Source organism: Clostridium sp. CTA-7 (genome assembly GCF_054768095.1).
Genome location: NZ_BAAAAV010000003.1, coordinates 496228 through 521302 on the forward strand (window position 1 = coordinate 496228; position 25075 = coordinate 521302).

24 protein-coding genes are annotated in these 25075 nt (G+C 27.5%); 6 read left to right on the forward strand and 18 right to left on the reverse strand.

All coding sequences use genetic code 11. From position 1 onward, the window contains the following. The first annotated feature begins 141 nt into the window (after positions 1-141). A complete protein-coding gene (locus ACYUEX_RS08470; protein ID WP_460287587.1) occupies positions 142-534 on the forward strand; it encodes a YtxH domain-containing protein in 393 nt (130 codons plus the stop codon). 51 nt (positions 535-585) lie between these two features. Continuing rightward, complete coding sequence (locus ACYUEX_RS08475) at positions 586-909, forward strand: hypothetical protein (RefSeq protein WP_460287589.1); 324 nt, start codon at positions 586-588, stop codon at positions 907-909. 120 nt (positions 910-1029) lie between these two features. On the opposite strand, the gene ACYUEX_RS08480 is transcribed toward ACYUEX_RS08475, so the two are convergent. The 6 genes from ACYUEX_RS08480 to pyrB are packed head-to-tail and all read right to left on the reverse strand — an operon-like array spanning position 1030 to position 6175. After that, the gene (locus tag ACYUEX_RS08480) at positions 1030-1929 is read right to left on the reverse strand and encodes a dihydroorotate dehydrogenase (protein ID WP_460287591.1); all 900 of its coding nucleotides are present in this window, start codon (positions 1927-1929) and stop codon (positions 1030-1032) included. A gap of 22 nt (positions 1930-1951) precedes the next feature. Further along, the gene (locus tag ACYUEX_RS08485; protein ID WP_460287593.1) at positions 1952-2695 is read right to left on the reverse strand and encodes a dihydroorotate dehydrogenase electron transfer subunit; all 744 of its coding nucleotides are present in this window, start codon (positions 2693-2695) and stop codon (positions 1952-1954) included. An 11-nt stretch (positions 2696-2706) separates the two neighbouring features. Continuing rightward, positions 2707-3582 carry an orotidine-5'-phosphate decarboxylase gene (pyrF, locus tag ACYUEX_RS08490; RefSeq protein ID WP_460287595.1) on the reverse strand — a complete coding sequence of 292 codons (876 nt, stop codon included), beginning with the start codon at positions 3580-3582 and terminating at the stop codon, positions 2707-2709. A 9-nt stretch (positions 3583-3591) separates the two neighbouring features. After that, the gene (locus ACYUEX_RS08495; protein ID WP_460287597.1) at positions 3592-4788 is read right to left on the reverse strand and encodes a dihydroorotase; all 1197 of its coding nucleotides are present in this window, start codon (positions 4786-4788) and stop codon (positions 3592-3594) included. Between the two features lie 28 nt (positions 4789-4816). Further along, the gene (locus ACYUEX_RS08500; protein ID WP_460287598.1) at positions 4817-5248 is read right to left on the reverse strand and encodes an aspartate carbamoyltransferase regulatory subunit; all 432 of its coding nucleotides are present in this window, start codon (positions 5246-5248) and stop codon (positions 4817-4819) included. Further along, positions 5249-6175 carry an aspartate carbamoyltransferase gene (gene pyrB / locus ACYUEX_RS08505; protein WP_460287600.1) on the reverse strand — a complete coding sequence of 309 codons (927 nt, stop codon included), beginning with the start codon at positions 6173-6175 and terminating at the stop codon, positions 5249-5251. A 534-nt stretch (positions 6176-6709) separates the two neighbouring features. Here pyrB and ACYUEX_RS08510 point away from each other — a divergent pair. Next, positions 6710-7150, forward strand: coding sequence for a hypothetical protein (locus ACYUEX_RS08510; RefSeq protein WP_460287602.1), 441 nt, complete (start codon positions 6710-6712; stop codon positions 7148-7150). Between the two features lie 744 nt (positions 7151-7894). Here ACYUEX_RS08510 and ACYUEX_RS08515 read toward each other — a convergent pair. The 3 genes from ACYUEX_RS08515 to ACYUEX_RS08525 form a co-directional block, all read right to left on the reverse strand. Beyond that, complete coding sequence (locus ACYUEX_RS08515; RefSeq protein ID WP_411168144.1) at positions 7895-8146, reverse strand: kinase to dihydroxyacetone kinase; 252 nt, start codon at positions 8144-8146, stop codon at positions 7895-7897. 380 nt (positions 8147-8526) lie between these two features. Further along, the gene (locus ACYUEX_RS08520) at positions 8527-9306 is read right to left on the reverse strand and encodes a serine hydrolase (protein WP_460287604.1); all 780 of its coding nucleotides are present in this window, start codon (positions 9304-9306) and stop codon (positions 8527-8529) included. Positions 9307-9471: 165 nt separating this feature from the next. Then, positions 9472-10572 (reverse strand): 6-phosphofructokinase, encoded by a 1101-nt coding sequence (locus ACYUEX_RS08525; protein ID WP_460287607.1) that lies wholly within the window; start codon positions 10570-10572, stop codon positions 9472-9474. A 337-nt stretch (positions 10573-10909) separates the two neighbouring features. On the opposite strand from ACYUEX_RS08525, the gene ACYUEX_RS08530 reads away from it, so the two are divergent. Next, positions 10910-11842: a hypothetical protein gene (locus ACYUEX_RS08530; protein WP_460287609.1), complete on the forward strand. Its 933-nt coding sequence runs from the start codon at positions 10910-10912 to the stop codon at positions 11840-11842. Positions 11843-11868: 26 nt separating this feature from the next. On the opposite strand, the gene ACYUEX_RS08535 is transcribed toward ACYUEX_RS08530, so the two are convergent. The 6 genes from ACYUEX_RS08535 to ACYUEX_RS08560 form a co-directional block, all read right to left on the reverse strand. Beyond that, positions 11869-12759 carry an undecaprenyl-diphosphate phosphatase gene (locus ACYUEX_RS08535; RefSeq protein ID WP_460287611.1) on the reverse strand — a complete coding sequence of 297 codons (891 nt, stop codon included), beginning with the start codon at positions 12757-12759 and terminating at the stop codon, positions 11869-11871. Between the two features lie 147 nt (positions 12760-12906). Then, positions 12907-14007, reverse strand: coding sequence for a hypothetical protein (locus tag ACYUEX_RS08540; RefSeq protein WP_460287613.1), 1101 nt, complete (start codon positions 14005-14007; stop codon positions 12907-12909). 133 nt (positions 14008-14140) lie between these two features. Continuing rightward, the gene (locus ACYUEX_RS08545; protein WP_460287615.1) at positions 14141-15988 is read right to left on the reverse strand and encodes a tetratricopeptide repeat protein; all 1848 of its coding nucleotides are present in this window, start codon (positions 15986-15988) and stop codon (positions 14141-14143) included. A gap of 234 nt (positions 15989-16222) precedes the next feature. Then, entirely contained in the window at positions 16223-17011 is a 789-nt protein-coding gene (locus tag ACYUEX_RS08550) for an ABC transporter permease (protein ID WP_411168151.1), read from the reverse strand. Beyond that, on the reverse strand, positions 17004-17771 hold the full coding sequence (locus ACYUEX_RS08555; protein ID WP_460287618.1) for an ABC transporter ATP-binding protein: 768 nt from the start codon (positions 17769-17771) through the stop codon (positions 17004-17006). The genes ACYUEX_RS08550 and ACYUEX_RS08555 overlap by 8 nt, the downstream gene beginning before the upstream one ends. Positions 17772-17859: 88 nt before the next feature. Next, the gene (locus ACYUEX_RS08560; RefSeq protein ID WP_460287619.1) at positions 17860-18888 is read right to left on the reverse strand and encodes an ABC transporter substrate-binding protein; all 1029 of its coding nucleotides are present in this window, start codon (positions 18886-18888) and stop codon (positions 17860-17862) included. Positions 18889-19109: 221 nt separating this feature from the next. Between ACYUEX_RS08560 and ACYUEX_RS08565 the strand changes: the two genes are divergently transcribed. Beyond that, positions 19110-19487 carry a CidA/LrgA family protein gene (locus tag ACYUEX_RS08565; protein WP_460287621.1) on the forward strand — a complete coding sequence of 126 codons (378 nt, stop codon included), beginning with the start codon at positions 19110-19112 and terminating at the stop codon, positions 19485-19487. Beyond that, entirely contained in the window at positions 19487-20191 is a 705-nt protein-coding gene (locus tag ACYUEX_RS08570) for an LrgB family protein (protein WP_460287622.1), read from the forward strand. The genes ACYUEX_RS08565 and ACYUEX_RS08570 overlap by 1 nt, the downstream gene beginning before the upstream one ends. Positions 20192-20380: 189 nt before the next feature. Here ACYUEX_RS08570 and ACYUEX_RS08575 read toward each other — a convergent pair whose 3' ends face one another. The 3 genes from ACYUEX_RS08575 to ACYUEX_RS08585 form a co-directional block, all read right to left on the reverse strand. Then, positions 20381-22333: a DNA topoisomerase gene (locus ACYUEX_RS08575; protein ID WP_460287623.1), complete on the reverse strand. Its 1953-nt coding sequence runs from the start codon at positions 22331-22333 to the stop codon at positions 20381-20383. Between the two features lie 68 nt (positions 22334-22401). Further along, entirely contained in the window at positions 22402-22989 is a 588-nt protein-coding gene (locus tag ACYUEX_RS08580) for a TspO/MBR family protein (RefSeq protein ID WP_411168157.1), read from the reverse strand. Positions 22990-23049: 60 nt separating this feature from the next. Then, complete coding sequence (locus tag ACYUEX_RS08585) at positions 23050-25062, reverse strand: sensor histidine kinase (protein WP_460287624.1); 2013 nt, start codon at positions 25060-25062, stop codon at positions 23050-23052. Positions 25063-25075: the final 13 nt, after the last annotated feature.

Sequence of the window (25075 nt, forward strand, 5' to 3'; positions counted from 1 at the left end):
AATATAAAGTTTTTTATTGGAAACTTGTACATCTTCTAATAAGATTAGCTTATTCTGCATATAACTTGTATTTATACCTTGGTTGATTTATAATCATTTATATACACTATAAATAATTTACCATAAAAGGAGGATTTTGATATGAATTTGACAAATTTAATCGAACAAAAAAGAAAAGAAAAGGCTAAAAAAGAAAAAACTAAAACTGCTAAAAATCTTGCCTTAGGTGCAACACTTGGAGTTGCCGCTGGACTAGCTAGTGGATTATTATTCGCTCCTAAAGCAGGTAAAGATACTAGAAAATCTATAAAGGAAACTGCTAGTGATTTAAATAATACAATAAAAAATACAGCTTCAAATGTTGCTGAAGATGCAAAATCAAACTTTTCTGAAGCTAAAGATAAGATTTCAAAATATCTTGAATCAAAAAAAGCAGTTGCTGAAGAAGTTGTAGATGAATCTAATGAAGAAGTATTAAATAAGGAAGTATCAGAGGAAGTTGTTAATGAAATAAAAGAGGATTCAACTATCTAAATAGTTAATTAATTATACTTATTTTAATAAATATTAAGTGAGGTTACACAAATGACTATTACTATTGATGTTAATACTCTTTTATTAACTATTATCGTTATTGTTGCCGTTGTGGCATTAGTTTATCTTATATTAGCACTAAGAAAGCTTATATTTCTTATAAGTACCATAGATACTGCTCTTAAAGATAATAAATCTAATTTAGATAATACAATTAAGAACTTAAATGGTATATCTGAAAATGTTAAAGATATAAGTGATGTAGCAATTGAAACTACTGCTGAAGCTATAGTTATGAAAGATGGAATTGTTAATCAATTAGATACAATAAAGGATATTATAAATATAATAACTGGAGTATTCTTAAAAAAATAATATATAATATATTTTTTTAAAATACAGTACATAGGTTTCATTTTACACAAATTTATTTACTGTCTTAATTGATTTTAAAATACAGGTAGATAATTATATTAATCTACCTGTATTTTTTTATTACTTTATACATCCTATAATTTCATTTATATCCTTTATTCCTTGCTGAATACAGAATCTTTCCATTTCATCTATTATTTCTTTACCCGCCATAGGATTCACAAAATTTATTGTTCCTATTTGAATTGCTGATGCTCCTGCCATCATAAATTCTATTGCGTCTAGTCCATTAGAAATTCCACCAAGTCCTACTACAGGTATATTTACAGCTTTTGATACTTCATGCACCATTCTTAATGCTATTGGCTTTACAGCTGGTCCTGATAGCCCTGCATATACATTATTAAATATAGGCTTTCTTTTACATGGATCTACTGCAAAACCTTTTAAGGTGTTTATTAAAGATATTGAATCAGCGCCTGCTTCTTCACAACTTATTGCCATATTAACTATATCTTCAGCATTTGGAGAAAGCTTAACCATAAGAGGCTTATCTGTAATTTTCTTTATCTTAGAAACTACTTCATAAGCTACATTTGATTTTATTCCAAAAGCCATTCCTCCTGACTTTACATTTGGACATGATATATTAAGTTCAATCATATCTATGTCAGTTCCTTTTAGCCTTTCAATAGCTTCTTCATAATCTTCCATACATCCTCCACCAACATTTGCAATTATGTTAGTGCCAAGCTTCTTCATCCTTGGAAGTTCTTCTTTTATAAATCTATCTACTCCTGGATTTTGAAGTCCAACTGAGTTCATCATTCCTGATGGAGTTTCATATACTCTAATTCCTTCATTCCCATCTTTAGGATTTAAAGTTAAACCCTTTGATGATATTCCACCTAAAATCCCCACATCATAGAAATCATTATATTCTTGTCCAAAACCAAAGGTTCCTGATGCTGCTATTACTGGATTTTTAAATTCTACTCCATTTATATTTACTTTCAACATTTATAAAATTCCTCCTTTGATTTTAAAGTTCAACATAATATCCATTAAATACTGGACCATCCTTACAGGTCCTTTTATGCCCATCTTTAGTTTTACATGTACATACAAGACATGCTCCTACACCACAAGCCATATGTTTTTCCATAGATACATACACCTTAACGCCTTTTTCTTTGCACATATCTATAACCTTTTTCATCATTATTTCGGGTCCACAACAAAAAACTGTGTCATATTCCTCTGCCTTTAAAATATCTGTTACAAAACCCTTGTGCCCATATTTTCCTGTATTTGTACTTACATATGCTTCATTAACATATTCTTTTATTTCATCTATTAAGTATATATCATCTCTAAAGCCTGCATATAAATCTATTTTAGAATCTTTATTCTTTTCTCTTAACTTTTTAGCAAGTTCAAGCATTGGCGCAGTTCCAATTCCTCCAGATACTAAAGCTACTTTTCCTAAAGATTCTTCTATATTAAATCCATTTCCTAAAGGGCCTATAAGATTTATATAATCTCCTTTTTCTAAGCTGATATATTCTCTAGTACCATTCCCAACTACTGCATATAAGAAAGTGATAGTTCCTTCATTTTTTTCACATACACTTATTGGTCTAGGAAGTAAAGTTTGTCCATTTAGCTTTAACATATAAAACTGTCCAGCTCTTACTTCATTGTTATCTTCAACGACCATTTTATATATTCCATCAACTATTTTTTCATTTGATATAACCTTTGATTTAGTGTAAGTCGTCTTCATTAGTTTTCCCCCTATCTACTTTCTATAGCAACTCTTATTTCATCTCTCATTCTTATTACTTCTTCTCTTGCGCATAAAGCAAATTCTTTTTCTCTACCTTCTTGCTTTTTATATGCTAGAAGTATAGCTCTTGAAGAGTTTACAACTCCTCCATTTCCATTATTTAAATATAAGGCTACATCTTCAGCCTTTCCACCTTGAGCACCATAACCTGGTATTAAGAAGAACATATTTTTAAATCTTTTTCTTATTTCTACACCCTCTTCTACATGAGTACATCCTATTACTCCACCTATGCTTGAGTATCCACACTCACCTACTATTTCCTTACCAAGCTCAGTAAGTTTATCACCAACTACTTTATAGACATCTCTCTCATCTGTAGTTTTAAGCATTTCTATGTCCTCTGCCCCTTTATTAGATGTTCTGACTAGAGAAAAAACTCCTTTGTTTCCTTTCTCCATATAAGGTATATATGGCTCAATACTATCCATTCCCATATATGGACTTAGAGTTATAAAATCAGATTCAAAATCTCCTTCAAAATGTGCTTTCGCATATTGTTTTGCTGTGGCAGCTATATCTCCTCTTTTTATATCAGCAATTATTATCGCATCTTTTTCTCTTAAATAATCTAATGTTTCTTTATAAGCTAACATCCCTTTTAATCCTAAAGCTTCATAGTAAGCAATCTGTACTTTAAAACAAGCAACTACATCTATTGTTGCATCTATTATTTGCTTATTATATTCAACTAAAGCCTGAGCTTCGCTTCTTCCTTCAAAAAGATGCTTAGGTATGTATTCAATGGCTGTATCTAAACCAACACATACTACTCCTCTTTCATTTACCCTATTATATAACTTATCCATTATCAAACTTTTCATTTTATCCTCCTATTTTCTATAAAGTATTTTCCCACTCTTTATAGTCATTTGAACTTCTCCATAAAACTCCATTCCTTCAAATGGTGTATTTTGAGCCTTTGAATGGAATTCTTTTGAATTTACTGTTATTTTCTTACCTAAGTCTAGTATTACTAAATCTCCATCTATTCCTGGACTAATTATTCCTTTATTCATTCCAAGAATCTTAGCTCCGTTCTTGGACATAATTTCACTTAATTTATTTAAGTTTATTTCACCAGACTTAACTAAGCTTGTGTAACAAATTGGTAAGGCTGTTTCTAAGCCTACCATTCCTGGTGAGCCTTTTTCTTTATCTTCCTTTGTATGAGGCGCATGGTCTGTACCTATACAATCAACAATCCCATCTTTTATTGCTCTTATAACTTCTTTTACATCTTCTTTTTCTCTTATAGGAGGATTTACTCTATAATTATTTACATCTTTTGTTAAACATATATGATGTGGTGTAACTTCACATGTTATATTATTATACTTTCCTTTTGCTTCTTTAAGATATTTTATAGCTTCCTTTGTACTAACATGAGACATATGCAATCTTGCGCCTGTTTCCTTTGCTAAGTATATATCTCTTAATGTCATTATATTTTCAGCTATTCTCATATCTATATCTGAGAAACTATGATCCTCTGCATGAGACATTATTACCCATCCATTTTCTTTTGCTTTAAGCATTGCCTTATACATTATTTCTGAATCCATAACACCAACACCATCATCTGATATTGCTTTAAGTTTATTATCAGTGCTAAATTCGTCTAAATGAGTTATATCTTTTCCATCGAATCCTTTGGTAACCGAAACACATTGATGTAAATCTATTAAATTTAACTCTTTTTCCCTACTTCTAACTTTTTCCAAAACTTCCTTACTTGAACATATTGGTTGTGTATTTGCCATTAAGCATACTCCAGTATATCCCCCTCTTAAAGCAGCTTTAGATCCTGTTTCTATATCCTCTTTATAAGTTAGCCCTGGCTCTCTAAAATGCGCATGAGTATCAACAAATCCTGGCATTAAAGTAAGTCCTTTAGCATCTATACATTCTACATTATCTTTTCCTATATTTAATCCTATTTCCTTTATCTTTCCATTTTCTATATAAACATCTCCAATAAAATCTTGTGAGCAATCAACTACTCTAGCATTTTTTATTAGTAAATTCATAATTTCACCTCATAGCTTATATTTAAATCTATAAATCAGATAGCTTTGTTATATGATCACAATAGTCGCACTTGTAAGTTCCTTTATTTTCGTCTATTAAGTTAAATGTATGTGGCACATATTTTTCTTCTTCTGTTATACATCTTGGATTATTACATATTAATATATCTACTACTTTTTTAGGAAGTTCTGGTTTAATTTTTCTAACTATTTCTCCCTCTCTAACTTCATTTATAGTAAGATTTGGTGATAATAAACCTAAAACTGTATAATTTATTTCTGAAGAATTTTCTATCTTAATTATATCCTTTTCACCAACCTTATCACTTTCTGCATTCATAATTAAAGCAACTTGACTATTAACCTTATCAAGATTTAAATAATTAAATATTTTTATTCCCATTCCTGCCTTTATGTGGTCTATTACTAATCCATTTTTAATACTTGTTATTTCTAGCATTTACGCCACCCCCAAAAGCTTTGCTATTAAAGCCATTCTTACATACATTCCATACTCAGCTTGCTTAAAGTAGCAAGCTCTCTCATCTTTATCTACTTCTATGGAAATTTCATTTACTCTTGGTAATGGATGCATAACTATCATATCTTTTTTAGCTAAATTCATTTTTTCAACGTCTAAAATGTAGCTATCTTTAAGTCTTATATATTCCTCTTCATTGAAAAATCTCTCTTTTTGAATTCTTGTCATATACAGTATATCCAGTTCATCTATTACATCTTCTAATTTTTCAACCTCTTTAAATTCTATATTATTTTTTGTTAGTATTTCTTCTCTTATATAAACTGGTATAGATAATTCCTTTGGTGAAATTAAGATAAATTTAGTTTTTTCGTATCTTGACATGGCTTTTATAAGTGAGTGAACTGTTCTACCATTTTTCAAGTCTCCACATATTCCTATGGTATGATTCGTTAATCCATTTTTTAAGGATTCTATAGTTAAAAGATCTGTTAATGTTTGAGTTGGATGCTGATGTCCTCCATCTCCTGCATTTATCACTGATACATTTGAATACATACTTGCAAGCTTAGCTGAGCCTTCCATTGGATGTCTCATTGCAATTATGTCTGAATATATTGATACCATAGTTATTGTATCTGCTAAAGTCTCTCCTTTTGCAGTTGAACTTGAATTTGGTTCTGAAAACCCTAGAATTTTACCACCAAGTTTCATCATTGCAGCTTCAAAGCTAAACCTTGTTCTTGTACTTGGTTCGTAAAATAAAGTAGCTAAAATTTTTCCATCGCAGATATGAGAATACTCTCTTGGATTTGCTATTATTTGGTGTGCTAATTTAAAAATTTCTTGTAGTTCTTCTTTAGAAAAATCCATTGGATCAATTAAATGTTTGTTTTTCATATTCATTTACTTCACTCCTTGTTAACATCTCTGTGTTAAATTTAAAGGTATTTTATAAGTTTTATAATAAAAAAGTTCACCTATGTAAATTTTGCTTATTCCGTCGCTTCGCTCCAAGTCATCGCAAAATTACATAGGCGAACTTCAAAGCTGAAGGAAGGAAATTATAAAAATTTATTCACAGGGTAAGCTTTTTATAATTTCCTAAAAAATAAAAAACCTTCCCTTTTTCAAGGAAGGTATGATAAGGCCTAAATAACATTCTTTTGCTATTACGATCTCTTCCTTGTTAATCTCTCTGGATTAAATTAAAGGTTATCTTTTTTTCATAGAATAACACTATTCTAAAATATTGTCAATAAAAATACTAATACCTAAGATTTTATATTTCTTAAATATTTTATATTTTATTATAAAAACCTAATAATAATTTCTTTATTTTAAATTAAATGTGTGACTATATTTGCATGATCATCATATTATAAAGTAAAACCCTCATGTATTTATGATGGTTAAAACTAAAGATAAGGAGATATTTTTATGAGTAGATATTATGATGATGAATATTCAAGTGAATCAGAAAACTATGATTTTGAATGTTCAAGTGAATCAGGAAACTATGATTTTGAATGTTCAAGTGAATCAGCAAATACAAATACTAATTCTAATAATTATTTAAGTTTATTGTATAAATTACAAAATCAACTTCAAGCTCAAGCCCAAGTTCAAGCTCAGCTTCAAGCTCAACTTCAAGCTCAAGCCCAAGTTCAAGCTCAGCTTCAAGCTCAACTTCAAGCTCAAACTCAAGAGCAAGCTCAAGCAACTTCTAATACAGACACTACCTCTAATGGAAATACTATAACATTAAATGTTACCATTAATGGAACTAATGGACTTACTTCTACTGAGAGTGAAACTGATACTAATACTAACACTAACCCTAATACTAACACTAATACTAGTACTGAGGATATACTTTAGTGTTAACTATCTATATAAATTCATTCTAATAAAAGAATAGATTTTGGTTATTAAAACATTGTAAATAATTTTTATTAATTAGGATGTTTTCATTAGATCTTACTGGAGTTTTTGATTCCAGTAAGATTTTTTAATTTAAAATAAAACCTGCTGTCTTTCTAAATAGTTCTTTATCCATCCTATCCCTCCTTAATAATAAAAAATACCGTATATTCATTTTTGAATAATACGGTATCTTAATTTAACTATAACAAATTACTTTATATCATATTAAAATTTAACTACGTCTTCTACGTCTTCTACGACATCTGCAACAACAGCAGCATCTATTAAATCTATTAAATCCAAAACCAAATCCACCGCCGAATCCATTAAATCCGAAACACATATTTATCACCTTCTTCTTTTGTATAATTTAATATATTCATAACATTAAATAATTGTTCTTAAATATGAAATTCTATTAATATTTCTACTGTATTGATGTAGTTATAATTACTTTTAATACCGCATTGTTCAATTTTGAAGGAATAAATTTTACTAATTACTTAGAAATATTTTTTATATAGAGTGAATTAATTATGTAGTCCATTCTTAACTATATATTATTGCCACATAAAAAATACCGCATATTCTATTGAATAATACGGTATTTTCATAACAATTAATTTTTAATTTATTTTTGTAATGTGTTAAGATTATTTATATATTTCTAATTGGATAAATTAGAAATTTCTACACCATCTAACCCTGTAACCCATTCTCTTGGCGTTCCATGTTCTCTATAACCACATCGTAGATATCGCCCAACGAAGCACAATACTCAAGCACTTTCCATGGAGTATTAGTGTGGAAGTGAATCTTTATCAAATCTTCATCACCAACTGCAAGCAGACAATCCCCTTCAATATTCTTAGTTATATATTCATTAATTTCATCTTCCGAAAGATCATGGCCCTCAATTAGTAACTGGGTATCAAACTTGTATTCAATCATAATTAATTCTCCTTTTCAAATTTAAGTGCATATATTGGTTAAATAAAAAACTTATTCATATTTTCTTACTATTATGAATTCATTATAACATACTTTCTTGATACCGTATTATTCAATTTTCAAGGATCGCATTTTATTAATGGATTAATCCTACTTTACATTTAGAAATAGGATAGGTTTTAAAAATGCTGATACTGTACTTCGCCATGATATAGAGCAAATAATGAAAACATATTCTCATGTAAGTAATGATATGATGAAAGAAGCTGCTAATTTAATAAGTAAAATTTTTTAAATATAATTTTTGACGATTTTTTGACGAATCTATTTACAAAGAAAAAATAACCCCCAGAAACCTAGGAGTTATCTCATTTCTTTTATTAATGCCAGTTATTCATCACATTATCCCACATCATTTTACCACATTTCGCTAATGTTACAGTCCCATAAACACTATTTGGTATACCCATAGATAAAACTGTAAATGTAAAGTTTCCTTTTGATAATCTAATTAATTGTGTATCGTTTTCCACACCATTTTTATCACCAGTTTTGCTTGAAATTTCATACTTTAAATCATCTGGAATATATAATGCTAACTTATTTTTTATTTGTTGTCTTGTTAGAATATCAATTAACATTTGACTATTTTCTGGGCTTAGATAAGTTGAGTTATATAAATGTCTCCAAATTCTAGCAAGATCTAGCGCTGATGTTATATTTTCAACTTCATTTTTCCCCTTTCTTTCATCAGTAGTTTTTCTATTTAATACTGTGTTTTTTAATCCCATTTCTTTTATATCTCTATTAATCTCATCTATTCCAACTATATCTATTATCTTGTTCGCTGCTGTATTATCACTTTGAATTAACATTGCAACTAATAATTCGAAAACAGTATATTCTCTCTCATTAAATTCATGAATTATTCCAGTACCATAAACCTTATCTTTTCCATCTATTTTAATTTTATCTAGAAAATCTATTTTTTTATTTTCTACAGCCTTAATTAATGATACTGATATAGGCAACTTCATACATCCTGCTGCTACCATTTGAACGTTTTCATTATACCCATAAATATAACCACTCTTTAAATCCTCAAAGAAAAATCCATATGTTCCAATTCTTGATTCTAAATATTTCTTTATTTCTTTCATAATACCCTCCAGCTTTCTTTACTGTAATCTCTGCCTAAGAAAATTATAGCATATTTTCAGAAAATTTTGAAGTATCTAATAAAATTTTATATAACTTTTATTAGATATTTTACATCTATTCAAAAAAATAGTGGTAGAGTTAACTCCCTACCACTTATTTTACCTCTAATCTGCAAATGAAATTCCTATTTTTTTGGCCATTTTAACTAATTCTCCGTTTGGATCAACTAATTTTGATTTTTGTCCTATAACATTTTCTAGACTATCACTTGACATCTTTCCATCTTTAAGACAAACCATATCACCAAATTTACCTTCATTAATTAGCTCCACAGCTCCAACTCCATATCTAGTTGATAATATTCTATCATATGTTGAAGTTATACCACCCCTTTGAATATGTCCAAGTACTGTACATCTTATTTCTTTATCTGGTAATAATTTTTCAAGATCACCAGCTAATTTATTCCCTATTCCACCAAGCCTAATTGGATCTGGACTATCAGCAACTATCTTAGCTACTACTACTTCCCCATCCTTCGGTTTTGCTCCTTCTGCTACTACCACTATGCTAAATCTCTTTCCTTCTGCTTCTCTTTCTTTTACCTTTTCAGCAATTTTATTTATATCATAAGGCATTTCAGGTAAAAGAATTACATCTGCTGAACCTGCAATACCAGATTCTAATGCTATCCATCCTGCACCTCTTCCCATAACTTCACAAATCATTACTCTATGATGTGACTCAGCTGTTGTATGTAATCTATCTAAAGCTTCTGTAGCTACATCTATAGCCGTATTAAAACCAAATGTAACATCTGTTGATGCTAAATCATTATCAATTGTTTTTGGTACTCCAATAACTTTAACTCCTTTTCTTGCAAAATCTCTTGCTGATGTTAAAGTTCCATCTCCGCCTATAACAACTAATACATCTACACCTTCTCTCTTAAGGTTTTCTACCGCTACATCAGATACATCCCTTTTAACAATAACTCCATTTTCTTCTACTGAATAATTAAATAAGTTGTCTTTGTTTGAGCTATATAGTATAGTTCCTCCTCTATGAAGAATACCTGACACACTATCTAGAGTTAGAGGTACGAAATCATTATTGTATAATCCTCTATATCCAAACTTGTAACCTATTACTTCCATTCCATAATTTATTATAGCTGTTCTTGTTACGGCTCTTATAACTGCATTTAATCCTGGACAATCTCCACCACCTGTTAGTAATGCTATTTTTTTAATTTGTTGTGACATTTCAAACTCCCCCTACCCGATTCAGTTACTTTTAAATTGATTATACATTTTAAATTTTCTGTTAATTTAAAATAAAAAAAATTTAATAGTCTTTAACTCAATTTATGCAATTGTTTTCAAAGTACTATTGTTAATTTTCTATCTTAATGATATCATAAAGATTTTATACTGAAAAGTAAAATTATTTATATTTGCAATAAATTTTTCATTTTAGTAATTTTCGCATAAATACCTTTTTATATTTATATAAAATAAACTAAAAACACATTGATATACGGTATAATATAACTTATAATATACTTATATTTATTATTTTCATGGAGAAGGGGTAAAATTTATGTATAGCTTTAATGAAGATTTTTTAAAACTTGAAGAAGAAAGAATCTCTTTAAGAAAACTTAATTCAAAACTTACTATTATCGATTCTGAAATAAACAAAGTAAGTAAATCCTTAGAATCATTAAAAGAAACCTTATCTAAAGAAAAAAAGGATGTAGATAATTTAGAATCTTTTACTTTAACTTACTTATTCCATAAAATTAAAGGTTCCATAGATGAAAAACTATCTAAGGAAAAAATTGAGTTTCTAGAGATTCAAGCTAAATTTATAGAAACAGAAGATTACCTAAATAGATTAATATCTAATAAAAAATCAATCTTAAATGATATAAATGACATTGGTAGCATTGATTTAAAATATGATGATCTTTTAAATAATTCAGCTCAATATGTTTTAACCTTAAATAATGAAGAAAGTAAAAAAATATCATTAATTTTAGAAAAAATTAAAAATCTTTCTATGGAATTAAAGGAAATAAGAGAAGCATTATCTGAGGGGGATAAACTTCTTCCCTACATAGAAAAAGCAATCTCTAATTTGAATAGTGCTCAGAATTGGGGGATATACGATATGATTGGTGGAGATCTTATTGCTACAATGGCTAAAAGATCAAAGATGGATGATGCCGCAAAATCAATTAATACAATTAAAATTTTACTTAATAGGTATAACTCAGAGTTAAAAGATTTAAGTAATGAAATTAATGTTTCTTTAAATCTTGATAGTATGTCTAGTGTAATGGATTATGTATTTGATAATTTCTTTACAGATTACTTTATCCAAGGAAAAATAAATTCAGCATTAGATTCTACTAAAGCTTTAAAATCTAAAATAAATATAATTCAATCTAACTTAACAAATAAATTTCAAAATTACCTTAAAGAAATAGATAATCTAAAAAAAGAATTAGAGATTGAATTAAAAAAATAAAATAAGAGTGCAAAGGCACTCTTATTTTATATAGTTAAAGTTACTATTCCAGCAACTGATAATGCAAATAAAACTATACCAGCTACAATTCTATAGATAGCAAATATTCTCATTGGTCTCTTCTTTAAGTAACTTACAAACATATCCATAACTATTATTGATACAATAAAAGCTACTATAAAACCAATAATTAATGCTACTATATATGTAGAATTCATTATAGAATAATCAAACTTGAATAGGTCCATAGCAGATGATCCTATCATAGCTGGAATTGCAAGAAAGAAAGAAAATTCTGCTGCTACTGGAGTCGCAAGTCCAGCAATCCAGCCTCCCATGATTGTGGATGCACTTCTCGACATTCCTGGCCACATAGATAAAACTTGGAAACAGCCAACTTTTAATGACTGCATTGGTGTCAAATCAAAAACATCTACTGTTGGAGTTTTTCCTCTTCTTGATGTTTTATTTCTAAATCTATTTTCTATAATTAATAGCAAAATACCTCCAACTATAAACCCAACTACTACTGCTGATGGTTTAAATAATGACTTTATTTTATCATATAAAGTCAGTCCTACTATTAAGGCTGGAATTGATGCTATAATAACATTTATACCAAATCTAAAACCCACTTGTCCTTTTTTACCTAATGTAAATATATAAGTAAAGAAGTCTACTACAGCTCCCCAAAGCTTATTCCAATATAATACTACTACTGCTAATATAGCACCTAGCTGAATAACTACTTCAAACATCTTAGCAAACTCTTCTGCGCCAGCAGCACCTGATGAAAATCCTATTAAACTTCCAACCAAAATCATATGTCCTGTTGATGAAACCGGTACAAACTCAGTAAGACCTTCTACTATGGCTATCACTATAGCCTTTAATATATAGATAAAATCTAACCCCATTCTTTTTCCTCCTTTTAAGACATGTTCTAATTTATAACAAATCTTATTATACCCTTATAACTCTATACTGTCTATTATTTATATTCCATTAAATATTAAGATTATATTAAAGAATTTATAAATTTTAATAAAGAATTTCATAACTATTTATTTTTTATAATCTATTTCTATACTACTTATTACATTTTCTCCATCTAAAGAAAGCTCTATTATATTATTTCCCTTAGTTAATAATATATCTGAATAGTTTTTTACTTTTCTAAATTCACTATCTTTTTCTCTAATATAATATTCATCCATTATTCTTCCATTTTTGAAAGCACCAACTACAAAGCTTTCTTCTTTTTCATCTTTATTTTCAGACTCATCTTGCTTTTTCATTAAAATTATATATGCTTTCTCATCAACACCTATACTATTATCTATAGGGTTCTTATTCATTAATTCTTTATTTTGAGTAAATATAGTAGGAGGAATATAATTTCCTTTAAACCTAAAAATAATATCATTTATATCCTTTACATAAGTTATATAGCTATTACTTTTTTTCATATCTGTTGTATTATCTATATTTATTGTATAAGTATATAATGATTTTTTTAGCATTGGAATATAATCACTTCTATTGCTTATTCCTGTGTAATTTAAATTTCTAATATCTACATCTAATAGTTCCATTGCACTACAAGGGAAACCTTCTTTGTCAAAATATCCTCTATCAATAAAATCAATCATTATCCATTTATTATCTTTTTTACTCCAATATTCTACAACATAGTATGAAGTTTGCTTGCTATCTTTAACATTAGTTCTTTTAAACTCGCCAAGCCTTGCTGTAAATCCAACACTTTGTAAAAAATCTCTATAAATTATACCAAGGTCTCTAGCAGATGCTTTTTTTGCACCATTTTTTTCTTTTAATATATCATATCCATTTATTGCCTTAGAATTTGCTACATCATCAAATGTTATTATACTATTCAATACTTCTGATACCTTTATTGCCTTTTTTAAATTATCTCCTTCTTTTGAAATTTCACTTTCTATATTATACATATCTTTTAAAACTTTTATTTTTTCATCATCTTTGTTTCCATAAAAAAACATTATATTGTTTTCATTATATACGTTGTCCCATTTCTTAACTGTTACATTATTACCATTATTAAATTTAACAATTAATATTACACCTAAGATTATTATAGAAATAATTATTACTGACCTTATTACCTTTTTTAACTTTTTCAATTAAATCCCCTCCCAAAATATAATTATATATATAATACAATTATAATAATACTAGAAAATCTATTATTTTTCTATAAAAAAGTGGATATATGTAAATTTCCTTATAAATTAAAAAAGTGCCTATTGGCACTTTTTAATAAAATAATGTTAATGTTGGAATTTTTAATTCTTTTGAATCATCCTTTAAAAATTCTTCATATAACTTCTTAGATTTATTATAATTATCTATAATAGAGTTTTTAGTTGTTTCATCCATACTTGTTGGCATTCCCTCATAAGCTGCTTTAATATTTTCATATCCTCTAGCTATATCTTTTTCAACATTTATATAATACCAACCTGCATTACTTAATGCTAGCATATCATTTTCATTCATAGAATAAGATTTCCTAGTAAATTCTATTCCTTCATCATTCATTTTTTTATTTAAATATACAGCTCCTAATGCTCTATAGTATTTAGAATTATTTTCATCTAACTTCATTGCTTCGTTTAATTTGTTTATTGCCTCATCCCATTTTCCATCTACTATATCTAAATTAGCTAATTTATATAATAAATTGCTGTCATCTTTTTTAATATTTAGTGCCCATCCATAATATTCTTTTGCCTTCTCATTATTTGATTGTAAATTGGAATAATAATCAGCTACTCTAAGTACCATTCCGTAGTTAAAAGGCTCTTTTTGTATTGCAGCCCTTAAGTAAGACTCAGTCGGTTTCACATTTCCTTTTTCTAATAATATCTTTGGAACTAATACTCCATAACTATTAGGATAATCCTTTTTGGATAATATGCTTTTTTTAGCTAAAATAAGAGCTTCATCATATTTCTTATCATTAAAAGCCTTTAATGACGAGATGTAGTATGATATATATGATTCTTTACCTTCTTTTTTAGCTTTTCTAGAAGCATCATCTAAATATTCTTTAGCTTCATCTTTTCTATTTGTAATATTATAAATCTCAAACTTTATAATATCACTAGCTGAACTATTTATGTTTTTATCTTCTAAATTGTTAATTAGATCCTCTCCCTTATTAGCTGTTTTAGTAGACATTGAATACGCCTTTGCTAATAACATCTTATAAGAATCTTCACTTGGATTTTTATCTACAATATCTTCTAATGATCTAATTAACTCTTCTTTATTAAATAAATACATATCACTTATTACGTCGTAAATTTTCATCTCATTTCTATTTAAATTCCATGCATCTTTTAATAATTCTAACCCATTATCCCATCTATTAATAAGCATATTCATATTAGCTAAAACAGATATATCATAAGGAGAATTTTTATCTAATGGATATGTTTCAGTTAATTCTTCTGCTTTATATATATAATTGTTTGAAATGTAAGCTGCAAATAAAGTTTTTAGAATTTCTTTATTTTGTCCATGGCTACTTATATAGCTTTCTCCTAATGAAATAGCTTCATCATATTGTTTATTCATTATAAATGTAAATAGCATAGAATTTATAAGTTCTGCATCTCTGTCTTTATATTTATCAAAACCTTCTTCTTTTATAAGTTTATCTCTTTTTATCATTACTTCTTTTAAAAGAGTATTTGACTTTTTAAAGTCTCCTTTTAATGAGTATAAATCTGCTACTTTCGCTTTCCATATTGGCCACTTTTCATCATTTTGCATTTTATTATATTCTTCTATTGCTTCATCGTACTTGCCTTCATAATATAAATATTCTGCATTATTTTTAGTTATGTTAACTTCTTCTACAGTTGTAAGACTCTTTATTCCTAATATCATAACAAGAACAAAAAAACAAGAAACTCCTATTACAACAATAGGCTCTACATAAGGATTTTTATCGTTTGCTTTTTTATAAATAGTTTTCACTTTATCACTTGTCCTATTAACTCCATTTATAACTGGTTTAAATATCTTTCCTAGCTTTCCAAAAAACGATTTCAAAGGCTTTCTTATAGTAGAAAAAAGCTTTTCTATTCTTTTCATAACTTCCTCCACCTTTTTATTTTATCTACATATTAATAACATAATATACATTTTATCAGATATTTTTAATATTTACAATTGAAATATTTACAAATTTTCCCCTATAGTTAAGTTTCATTTTAAATATATTTAAAACAAACAAAAATTTTTAAATATATTTAAATTTATATTTAAGTCAATTTTAAAAAGCTAATAACATTTATCGTTATTAGCTTTTCTATTCAAATACTAGATTTAATTTATACTTTTTAATTTTTCTTCTAATTTTGATACAGCCTTATACATTATAAATGCTATTACTGAAAGAATTACTATACTCATCATAACCATATCTAATTGTGATATTTGTCCACCATATACTATCAAGAACCCTAAACCCTCTCTTGCAACTAAGAACTCTCCCATAATAACGCCTACCCATGATAATCCGACATTTATTTTAAGTGCTGAAATTAACACTTGAATATTAGCTGGGAATATAAGATATTTTAGTGTTTGAAACTTTGTTGCCTGAAGTGTCTGCATAAGCTTTAATTTACCTTTATCAACTTCATTAAAACCTGTTAAAACTGTAATTATAGTTGTTACTATGGAAATAAGGAGTGCTATAACTATTATAGCTGTAGTTCCATTTCCAACCCAAAATATTACTATTGGTGCGAGAGCAACCTTTGGTAATGCGTTTAAAACTACTAAGTATGGATCTAATACTTTTGAAGTGAAAGGCGATGCCCATAATATTATAGCTATTATTGTTCCAATCACCGTTCCTAACGTAAATCCTAATATAGTCTCATAGCAAGTTACCAGTATATGAGTTACTAAAGTTCCTTGTTTTGCAAAAGACATAAAGGAATCGACTATCCTAGACGGACTTGATGTTAAAAATGGATCTATCCATTTAAGTCTTGCTGCAATTTCCCAAAGAGCAATAAATATAACTAAAATAGCTATTCTAAAGACAGCTATTTTTATTCTATCTCTTTTTACTTTTTTTATATATTTTTCATGTTCCTTACTCATTTACCTTGTCAATCTCCTTCCATAATAAATTAAAGTACTCATTAAATTCTGGTTCTTTTCTTCTTTGAAATGGAGTTGCTTCAGTATTTTTGAAATCTATCTTTATATCTAACTTTAACTTTGCTGGTCTTTTAGTAAGCATTATTATTCTATCAGAAGTTGCAATTGCTTCACCTAAATCGTGAGTAACCATTATTGCTGTTTTTCCTTCTTTTTTTATTATTCCTTTCACATCATCGCAAACTTTAAGTCTTGTTTGATAATCTAAGGCTGAAAAAGGTTCATCTAAAAGCAGCACATCTGGATTTAAAGCAAGAGTTCTTATTAATGCTACTCTTTGTCTCATACCTCCTGAAAGTTCACTTGGTTTATGCTCTTTAAATTTTGCTAATTGATAGTTTCTTAAAAGCTCATCTGCTCTTTTTCTATTTTCCTCATTATCTAATCCTTTAATTTTTAAACCTAATAAGACATTACTCCAAACTGAAAGCCATTCAAACAAATAGTCCTTTTGAAACATGTAACCCATTTTATCTAATCTATTATCTACATTTTTGTCATTATAAACAATTTCTCCCCCTGAAGGTTTTAAAAGACCACTTAGTATATTTAATAATGTTGATTTTCCACAACCTGAGGGTCCTATTATACTAACAAAATCTCCCTTTTCTATTGAGAAATTTAAATTTTCTATAGCATTGGTTTCTCCCTTTAAAGAATGATAAGCTAAACTAATATTTGATATATCTATTAAACTCAAATTTATACCTCCTTTCTAGTTTATGTAAATATTTATAGAAAGAAGTTTGTTAGCTAGCTCTAGTTTTCTAGAGCTAGCATTTGAAAATTTATTTAGATTTCATAGCTTTTTCTGCAAAATCATTATTAACTATTTTTTCAAATGATGGTCTATCTGGTAATAAAGTTTTATCATAACTTTCTATAACATCCATTAATCTAGTTAAATCTTCTTCCTCTATTGACGGCTTGATTGCTATGGCATTTATTTCCTTATAATTTTTAACAACTAAAATTATTATATCCTTATCTGTTCCTGGGAAGAATGAAGCTATTGATTCAGCTACTTCTTCATTACTATGTGTTTCTACCCATTTCTGACCTTTATAAATTGCATTAGTAAACTTTTGTATTATCTCTGGATTTTTATCCATATATGATTTAGTTGAGAAGAAGCAAGTATAAGGTAAATCTCCCACTGCTTTTCCTATTGATGCTATTACCTTTCCACTACCTTCTTTTTCAATCATTGAAGCTGTTGGTTCAAATAGCGTTACATATTTACCTGTCCCAGCTTTAAATGCCCCCGCTGTAGCTGTAAAGTCTATATTAGTTACTAAATTAACATCTGTTTTAGGGTCTATACCATTTTGTCTTAATACATATTCAAAAGCCATCTGAGGTACTCCACCCGGTCTACCTCCTATAATTTCTGCTCCCTTTAAGTTTTTCCAATCAAAATTTTCTTCTGCTTCTCTACCAACTAAAAAGGCTCCATCTGTTTGTGTTAATTGAGCAAAAAGCACTGGATAGTCTTCTCTTCCTTGGTTATTAATATAGATTGTTTGTTCTGGTCCACAAAATCCTATATCTGCATTTTTACTTAAAACTTGTTGCATTGTCTTATCTGCACCTTGACCTGTTGATAAGTCTATCACTAACCCCTCTTCTTCAAAAAATCCTTCATTTATGGCAACATACATTGGTGCATAAAAAACAGAACGAACAACTTCATTTAATCTAACCTTTGTTAATTTTTTTCCTATAGGTTCCTTATCTTTCGCACATGAAATAAAATTAAATGTGGTTATTCCTATTAACGCTACTAATGATGCAATTTTAATTAACTTATTTTTCATTTCCCCTCCTAAAATCTATATTCTAATTCTAATCATTACTATGCTTTATAGTATGAAATTGACTCTAATTTTGTTAAAAAATAAGACTTTTTAATTTTTAATTTACTTTATACCCTATTTATGTCTTTAATAAATAAATTTTAAAGTAAAGCTTACCACATCATTTACTTATTTAATCAATAGTGATAAATTATTAATTGGATTACTAAGGAGGTCTTAAAATGAAAATATTTAGAGAAGCTATAATAATACTTGGCATTTATTTGCTTGGAGAGATAATTTGTCGATGGTTCTCTTTGCCTATACCAGGTAATATTTTAGGAATGTTAATATTGTTAGTTTTATTATGTACTAAAGTAATAAAGGTTGAAAAAGTTGAAAATATATCTGATTTCTTTTTGGATCATTTGGCATTTTTCTTTATTCCAGCAGGTGTAGGATTATTAAACTCATTCACATCTATTAAGGATAGTTTACTTTTAATAATATTACTTTGTGTAGTTACTACAGCTATTGTAATAGTAACTACAGGATTAATTGTTCAATTTATTATGAATTTACAAAGGAAAAATATTAAGAAAGGATCTGAATCAAAATAATGAATATTTTAACTGAAAATATATTATTCGGAGTAGTAATTTCGCTAATAGCATTTGAAATTGGTCTATTTATTTACAAGAAAACTAAATTTCCACTATTTAATCCACTTTTAATAGCTATTGCTATAGTTATAGGATTTTTAATAGTATTTAACATAGATTTTGAATCATACAATAAAGGCGGACAGTTTATAAATATGTTCTTAGGCCCTGCTACAGTGGTACTTGCAGTTCCTTTATACAAGCAATTGCAACTATTAAAGAAGCATCTGGTTCCAATTTTTACTGGGGTTCTAATAGGAAGCAGTATAGGCATAATATCAGTACTGATATTATGTTCTGTATTCGGTGTAGAGAATGTTATTACTATATCATTACTTTCAAAATCAGTAACAACACCTATAGGTATAGAAATAACAAACCAACTTGGCGGCTTAGCTCCTGTAACAGTTTTATCTATAATTTTATCAGGAATAATAGGTGCTATTATAGGTCCTATATTATGCAAATTCTTTAAAATTAAAGACAAAGTAGCTATTGGAATTGCATTAGGGACAGCCTCTCATGCCATTGGAACAACAAAAGCTTTAGAATTTGGTGAAACTGAAGGAGCAATGAGCTCTCTTTCAATTGGAATTGCTGGTATAATGACAGTATTTCTGGCTCCTGCCTTTTATAGTTTATTTTTAATGTTTATAAAATAAAGAATTAAAAAATAAAATTCAAAAATTAGTACAGTTATACAATCTAACTTTACTAATTTTTGAATTTTTATTTATCTTAAAATGGCAATAAATAATAAATATAAAAATATAATTTCCTAAATAGTAAAAAACATTCTAAATACGTAAGTTACCACATATGTTAAATTTATTGCCCAAATTATTGAATTATTATTGATTTTTTATTTTTAATAGCTTTGTATTTAAAAGTGTTATATTAGAATTATTTAGCACTCTTGCTGTATTCTTTCTAGTATATGCTTCTAATTTAAACATAAACTCATCAGGATTTATTTCTTTATCATTAACCATCTTTAGTCCCTTTTCCCAAGAAGCTGTTAATGATGGATTTAAAAGTGACGGTATCGATGCATTTATAGCTTCATAAATCATTTCTCCAAGCTCTGTTGGTGTTATAATTTGTGTTTTCTTATTTGATTGAATATACTCTATATTTATTAACTTTTTAAGTATTTCTGCTCTTGTAGCTGATGTACCTATTCCAGCTCCCTTTATATGCTCTCTTAACTCTTCATCCTCTATTAATTTACCTGCATTTTCCATAGCTATTATCATAGAACCTGTTGTATATCTCTTTGGAGGCGAAGTTTCACCTTCTTTTATTTCTAAATCCTTAATATTTAACTTTATTCCTTTTCTTATGTTTTCTGGAAAAGCTTCTTGATCCTCTTCCTTTTCATTTCCAACTACAATTAAATATCCTTTATCTATACATATTTTTTTATTTAAAATAAAATTTTCATTTCCAACTCCAATTGTTACAGACATTTTATTGTATTGTGCTGGTGGATAAAAAATCGCTAGAAATCTTCTAAGTATAAGATAGTACACCTGTTTATCTAAATTTCCTAATTTAGATAGAGTATCTTTTCCTTCTCCTGTTGGTATAATAGCATAGTGATCGGTAATCTTGCTATCATCAACGTACTTACTTTTCATTATAGATTTTGAATAATCTTTTTCTAATATTTTTTCTGCAATGCTAGTTAATTCTTCTGTAATAGGCATATTTTTAAGTTTTATTATGTTACTCTTTATTCCCTTTGCTACTGCAGTAGATAATACTCTAGCATCAGTTCTTGGATATGTAACCATCTTTTTTTCATAAAGCCCTTGAACTATTTTTAATGTTTCATCTGGACTTATTTTAAACCTTTTTGTGCACTCATTTTGAAGTTCCGCTAAATTATATAAAAGCGGTGCATTCTTTTTCTCTTTTGTTTTCTTTACTTCTTTAACTACTCCAAAACCTATATCTCTTAACTCCTTAATTAAAACTTCTGCATCATCTTTCTTTTTGAAGCCAACCTCATTATAAAGCTTAGGTGATTCAAAATAGTTCGATCCTTCAATAGCTTTCCAATCACCCTTTATTATTGCCTCATCATTTTCTTTTAAAAACTCTCCTGAAACTTTATAAAAGGATGTTTTTTTAAAATTTCTTATTTCTCTTTCTTTATCTACTACCATTCCAAGAACGCATGTCATAACTCTTCCAACTGCAACAACTACATTTTTATCTTTTTTTAAAGCATTAGCTAATGTTTTTCCGTACATAAGAGTTAATAACCTTGAAAAATTAATACCAAATATATAATCTTCTTTTGCTCTTAAATATGCTGAGTGTGCTAATGAATCGTACTCTGATAATGGTTTTGCTTCTTTTATTCCTCTTTTAACCTCTTCTTCTGTTTGAGAGTCAATCCAAACTCTTTTTTTTATTTTATTTGGGTTTCCAGCCATATCATCTACTAACCTATATATGTATTCTCCTTCTCTCCCTGAGTCTGTACATACATATATGCTATCTACATCTTCTCTATTCATTAAATTACTAACAATATTAAATTGATTTGAAGCTGAAGATATAATCTCATATTTATATTCTCTAGGCAAAAAAGGCAAATCTCTTAAGTTCCAAAATTTTAGCTTCTCATCATAAACTTCTGGATAACTCATGGTAACCATATGTCCAACACACCATGTAAAAATACTTTTTTCTCCCTCTATATATCCATTATTTCTTTTCCCATTAACATTAAGTAGCTTTACAAAATCCATAGCTACTGATGGTTTCTCTGCTATAAATAAAGCTTTCCCCATAGAAACTTCCTTTCTAAATAAAATAAACCTTCGAAAGAAGGCTTATTTTTATTATACTACATATTAATTTACATTTCATTAAGTAACCAGATAAAATAATTTAAAATCCCTGCAAAAACGAGCCATATAATGTATGGAATTAATAATATTGCAGCAACTTTATCAACTCTTATAAACTTAATAAAAGTTACTACTACTAGTACAAATAATAGTAGTATCCATAAGAATGAAATTCCATATAATCTAAAAGTAAAAAATATAAAAGACCACATAAAATTAACTATAAGCTGAACTAAATAAAAAAAGTATGCACCTTTATCATCAACACCTTGCTTATTTCTCATGTATATTCTATATGCAGCTATTCCCATTAGTATATACAATATAGCCCATACTATTGGAAACAATATTGCTGGTGGAGAAAATATAGATTTATTTAGTGTTTCATATGTAGCAATAGAATTTCTATTTATATAAGCAACTATAAATCCTCCGCCCAATGGAATTAATATATTAATTATAAGTGGAATTAATTTAAATTCTCCATTAACTTTAAATATATTAAAGCTTTTTCTTTTTCTTACATCTTTTTTCTTTTTTACTTTCTTAGGATTATTTACAAGTTTTTTATTATTAGAATTTTCTTTATTTTTCATGTAATGCACCTCTATAAAATATTTATTATTATATATGCATTAATATTTATATTTATGTAGTTAAAAATATATGTCCGAAAATTCTATATTCACCTTTTCTTGTAACTCATTTATTTCAACATTATTATTAATATAATTACTCTTTCTCCTAATATTATCTTTATATGGAAAGGTTATTTTAAATATGTTTCCATATTTTTTCCCCGCAGCTATTGTAATTTCACCCTCATGCAGTTCAACTAATCCCTTTGTTAAAAACAATCCAAGACCACTACCTTCCGAAGGTCTGTTTAATGATGTATTTACTTTTGTAAATTTATCAAAAATAACCTTTCTTTTATCTTCTGGAATTGCTTCTGCATCATTCATAACTTCTATTACTATATTCTTTTTATCATCTATTCTTAAAATTACATATATATTACCTTTGTACTTCCCATATTTTAGAGAATTGGATAATATATTTAACATTATTCTTTCAACACAGTTTTTATCACAGTAAAAATATATTTCTTCATATTGTGGATCAAAGGTTAATTTAGTTTCTTTAAACTCCATATAAAAATTGCATGATAAAACAACATTTTCTATTATATCTACAATATTATAAACCTTTTTATTTACATCTAAATATCCTTCTGAAAGTTTATTACTATCCATAAAGTTATTTATTGTTCTAATTAATCTTAAACAATTTTGTTTTATAACATTATTATTTCTATTTATTTTTTCTATCTCACATTTTTTTAAATATATATCGTTTAACTGAAGTGCAGAGTATATAACATTTATAGGTGTTCTAAGCTCATGAGAAATATTTGAATAAAACTCTTCTTTGATATTTTCATCATTTATTGTCTTTTCAAGTTTAACTATTTCTTCTCTTTGTTTTATTATTTCTGTTACATCATTAAACATTAAGATTTTTTTGTTATTATAAATCTTTACTAAATCAATTTCTAGTTCTTTTATTTCTCCATTCTCATTAGCAACACTAATTTGCGCAGTAAATTCGTTTACTTCATCATCAACTGAATACTCCTCTTCAGTAATTTTACTTAGTATATTATTTAATCTTAATTTATCTTTATCATATGTTATTCCACCTGGTGTGTTATAGTATAACTCTCCACTGTAATTAGAATACATAAGAATATCATCTTCAAAAACTAATACTCCATCTGAAAAGGCTTTGACTACATCATAGTATTTCTTTTCACTCTTTTCTAAAAGTAGGTTTAATTCTTTCAATTCTTTTTCTCTTCGCTTTAAACTTTTATTTAAATTAATTTTTACTTTTTTTGCTCTATTTAAATTTTCATATGCACCTTCATATGAATTATACAAAAGAGCTTCTTCTACTTTATCATAAACAAAAAAATATGATGATAATTTAATTATCCATACAAAAAACCAAAGGTCTTTGTCTAAAATGGCTGTTAATAGGATAAAACAATTACTTAATACTGTGAATAAACTAGCATGTATAACCCACTTATATTTTATATCTATATTCATCTTATTATATATATATATTATTAAAAATAATAATATAATCATTATTATCCCATTAATAATAATTGGCTTATCAAATATATAAATACTTTCTCTAATATTTAAAAAATTACATGAACTTTCTATAATAGCAAAGATTATAGGTATAACTAGAATAAATACTATATTTTGAACTTTTGGAGAGTATTTTTTCTTAAATAATATAATACTTGATATTATATTTATAATCTCCAAATATGTTATTAGTTGAATAAAACTTAAAGTCATACTAATTTTGTGATTATTAAACATCTGCTCTAATTCTATAAATCTTACAATAGCTATATAAAAATACCCAATTCCCATATATCTTATTATTCCTAAATCTTTATTATTAATTTTAATAATGCTTATTATAAATATTAGGACAGATATTGAAAAACATAGTATTCTTGTTACAAAAGCATATTCATCCACCATTTCAAAAGATAAGTTAATAATAGTTAATACCAAAAGTACAGGTATAAATATATTAGACATTACACCTTTATGCCTATAATCTGTTTTCTTACTTAACATTTATTATTCAATC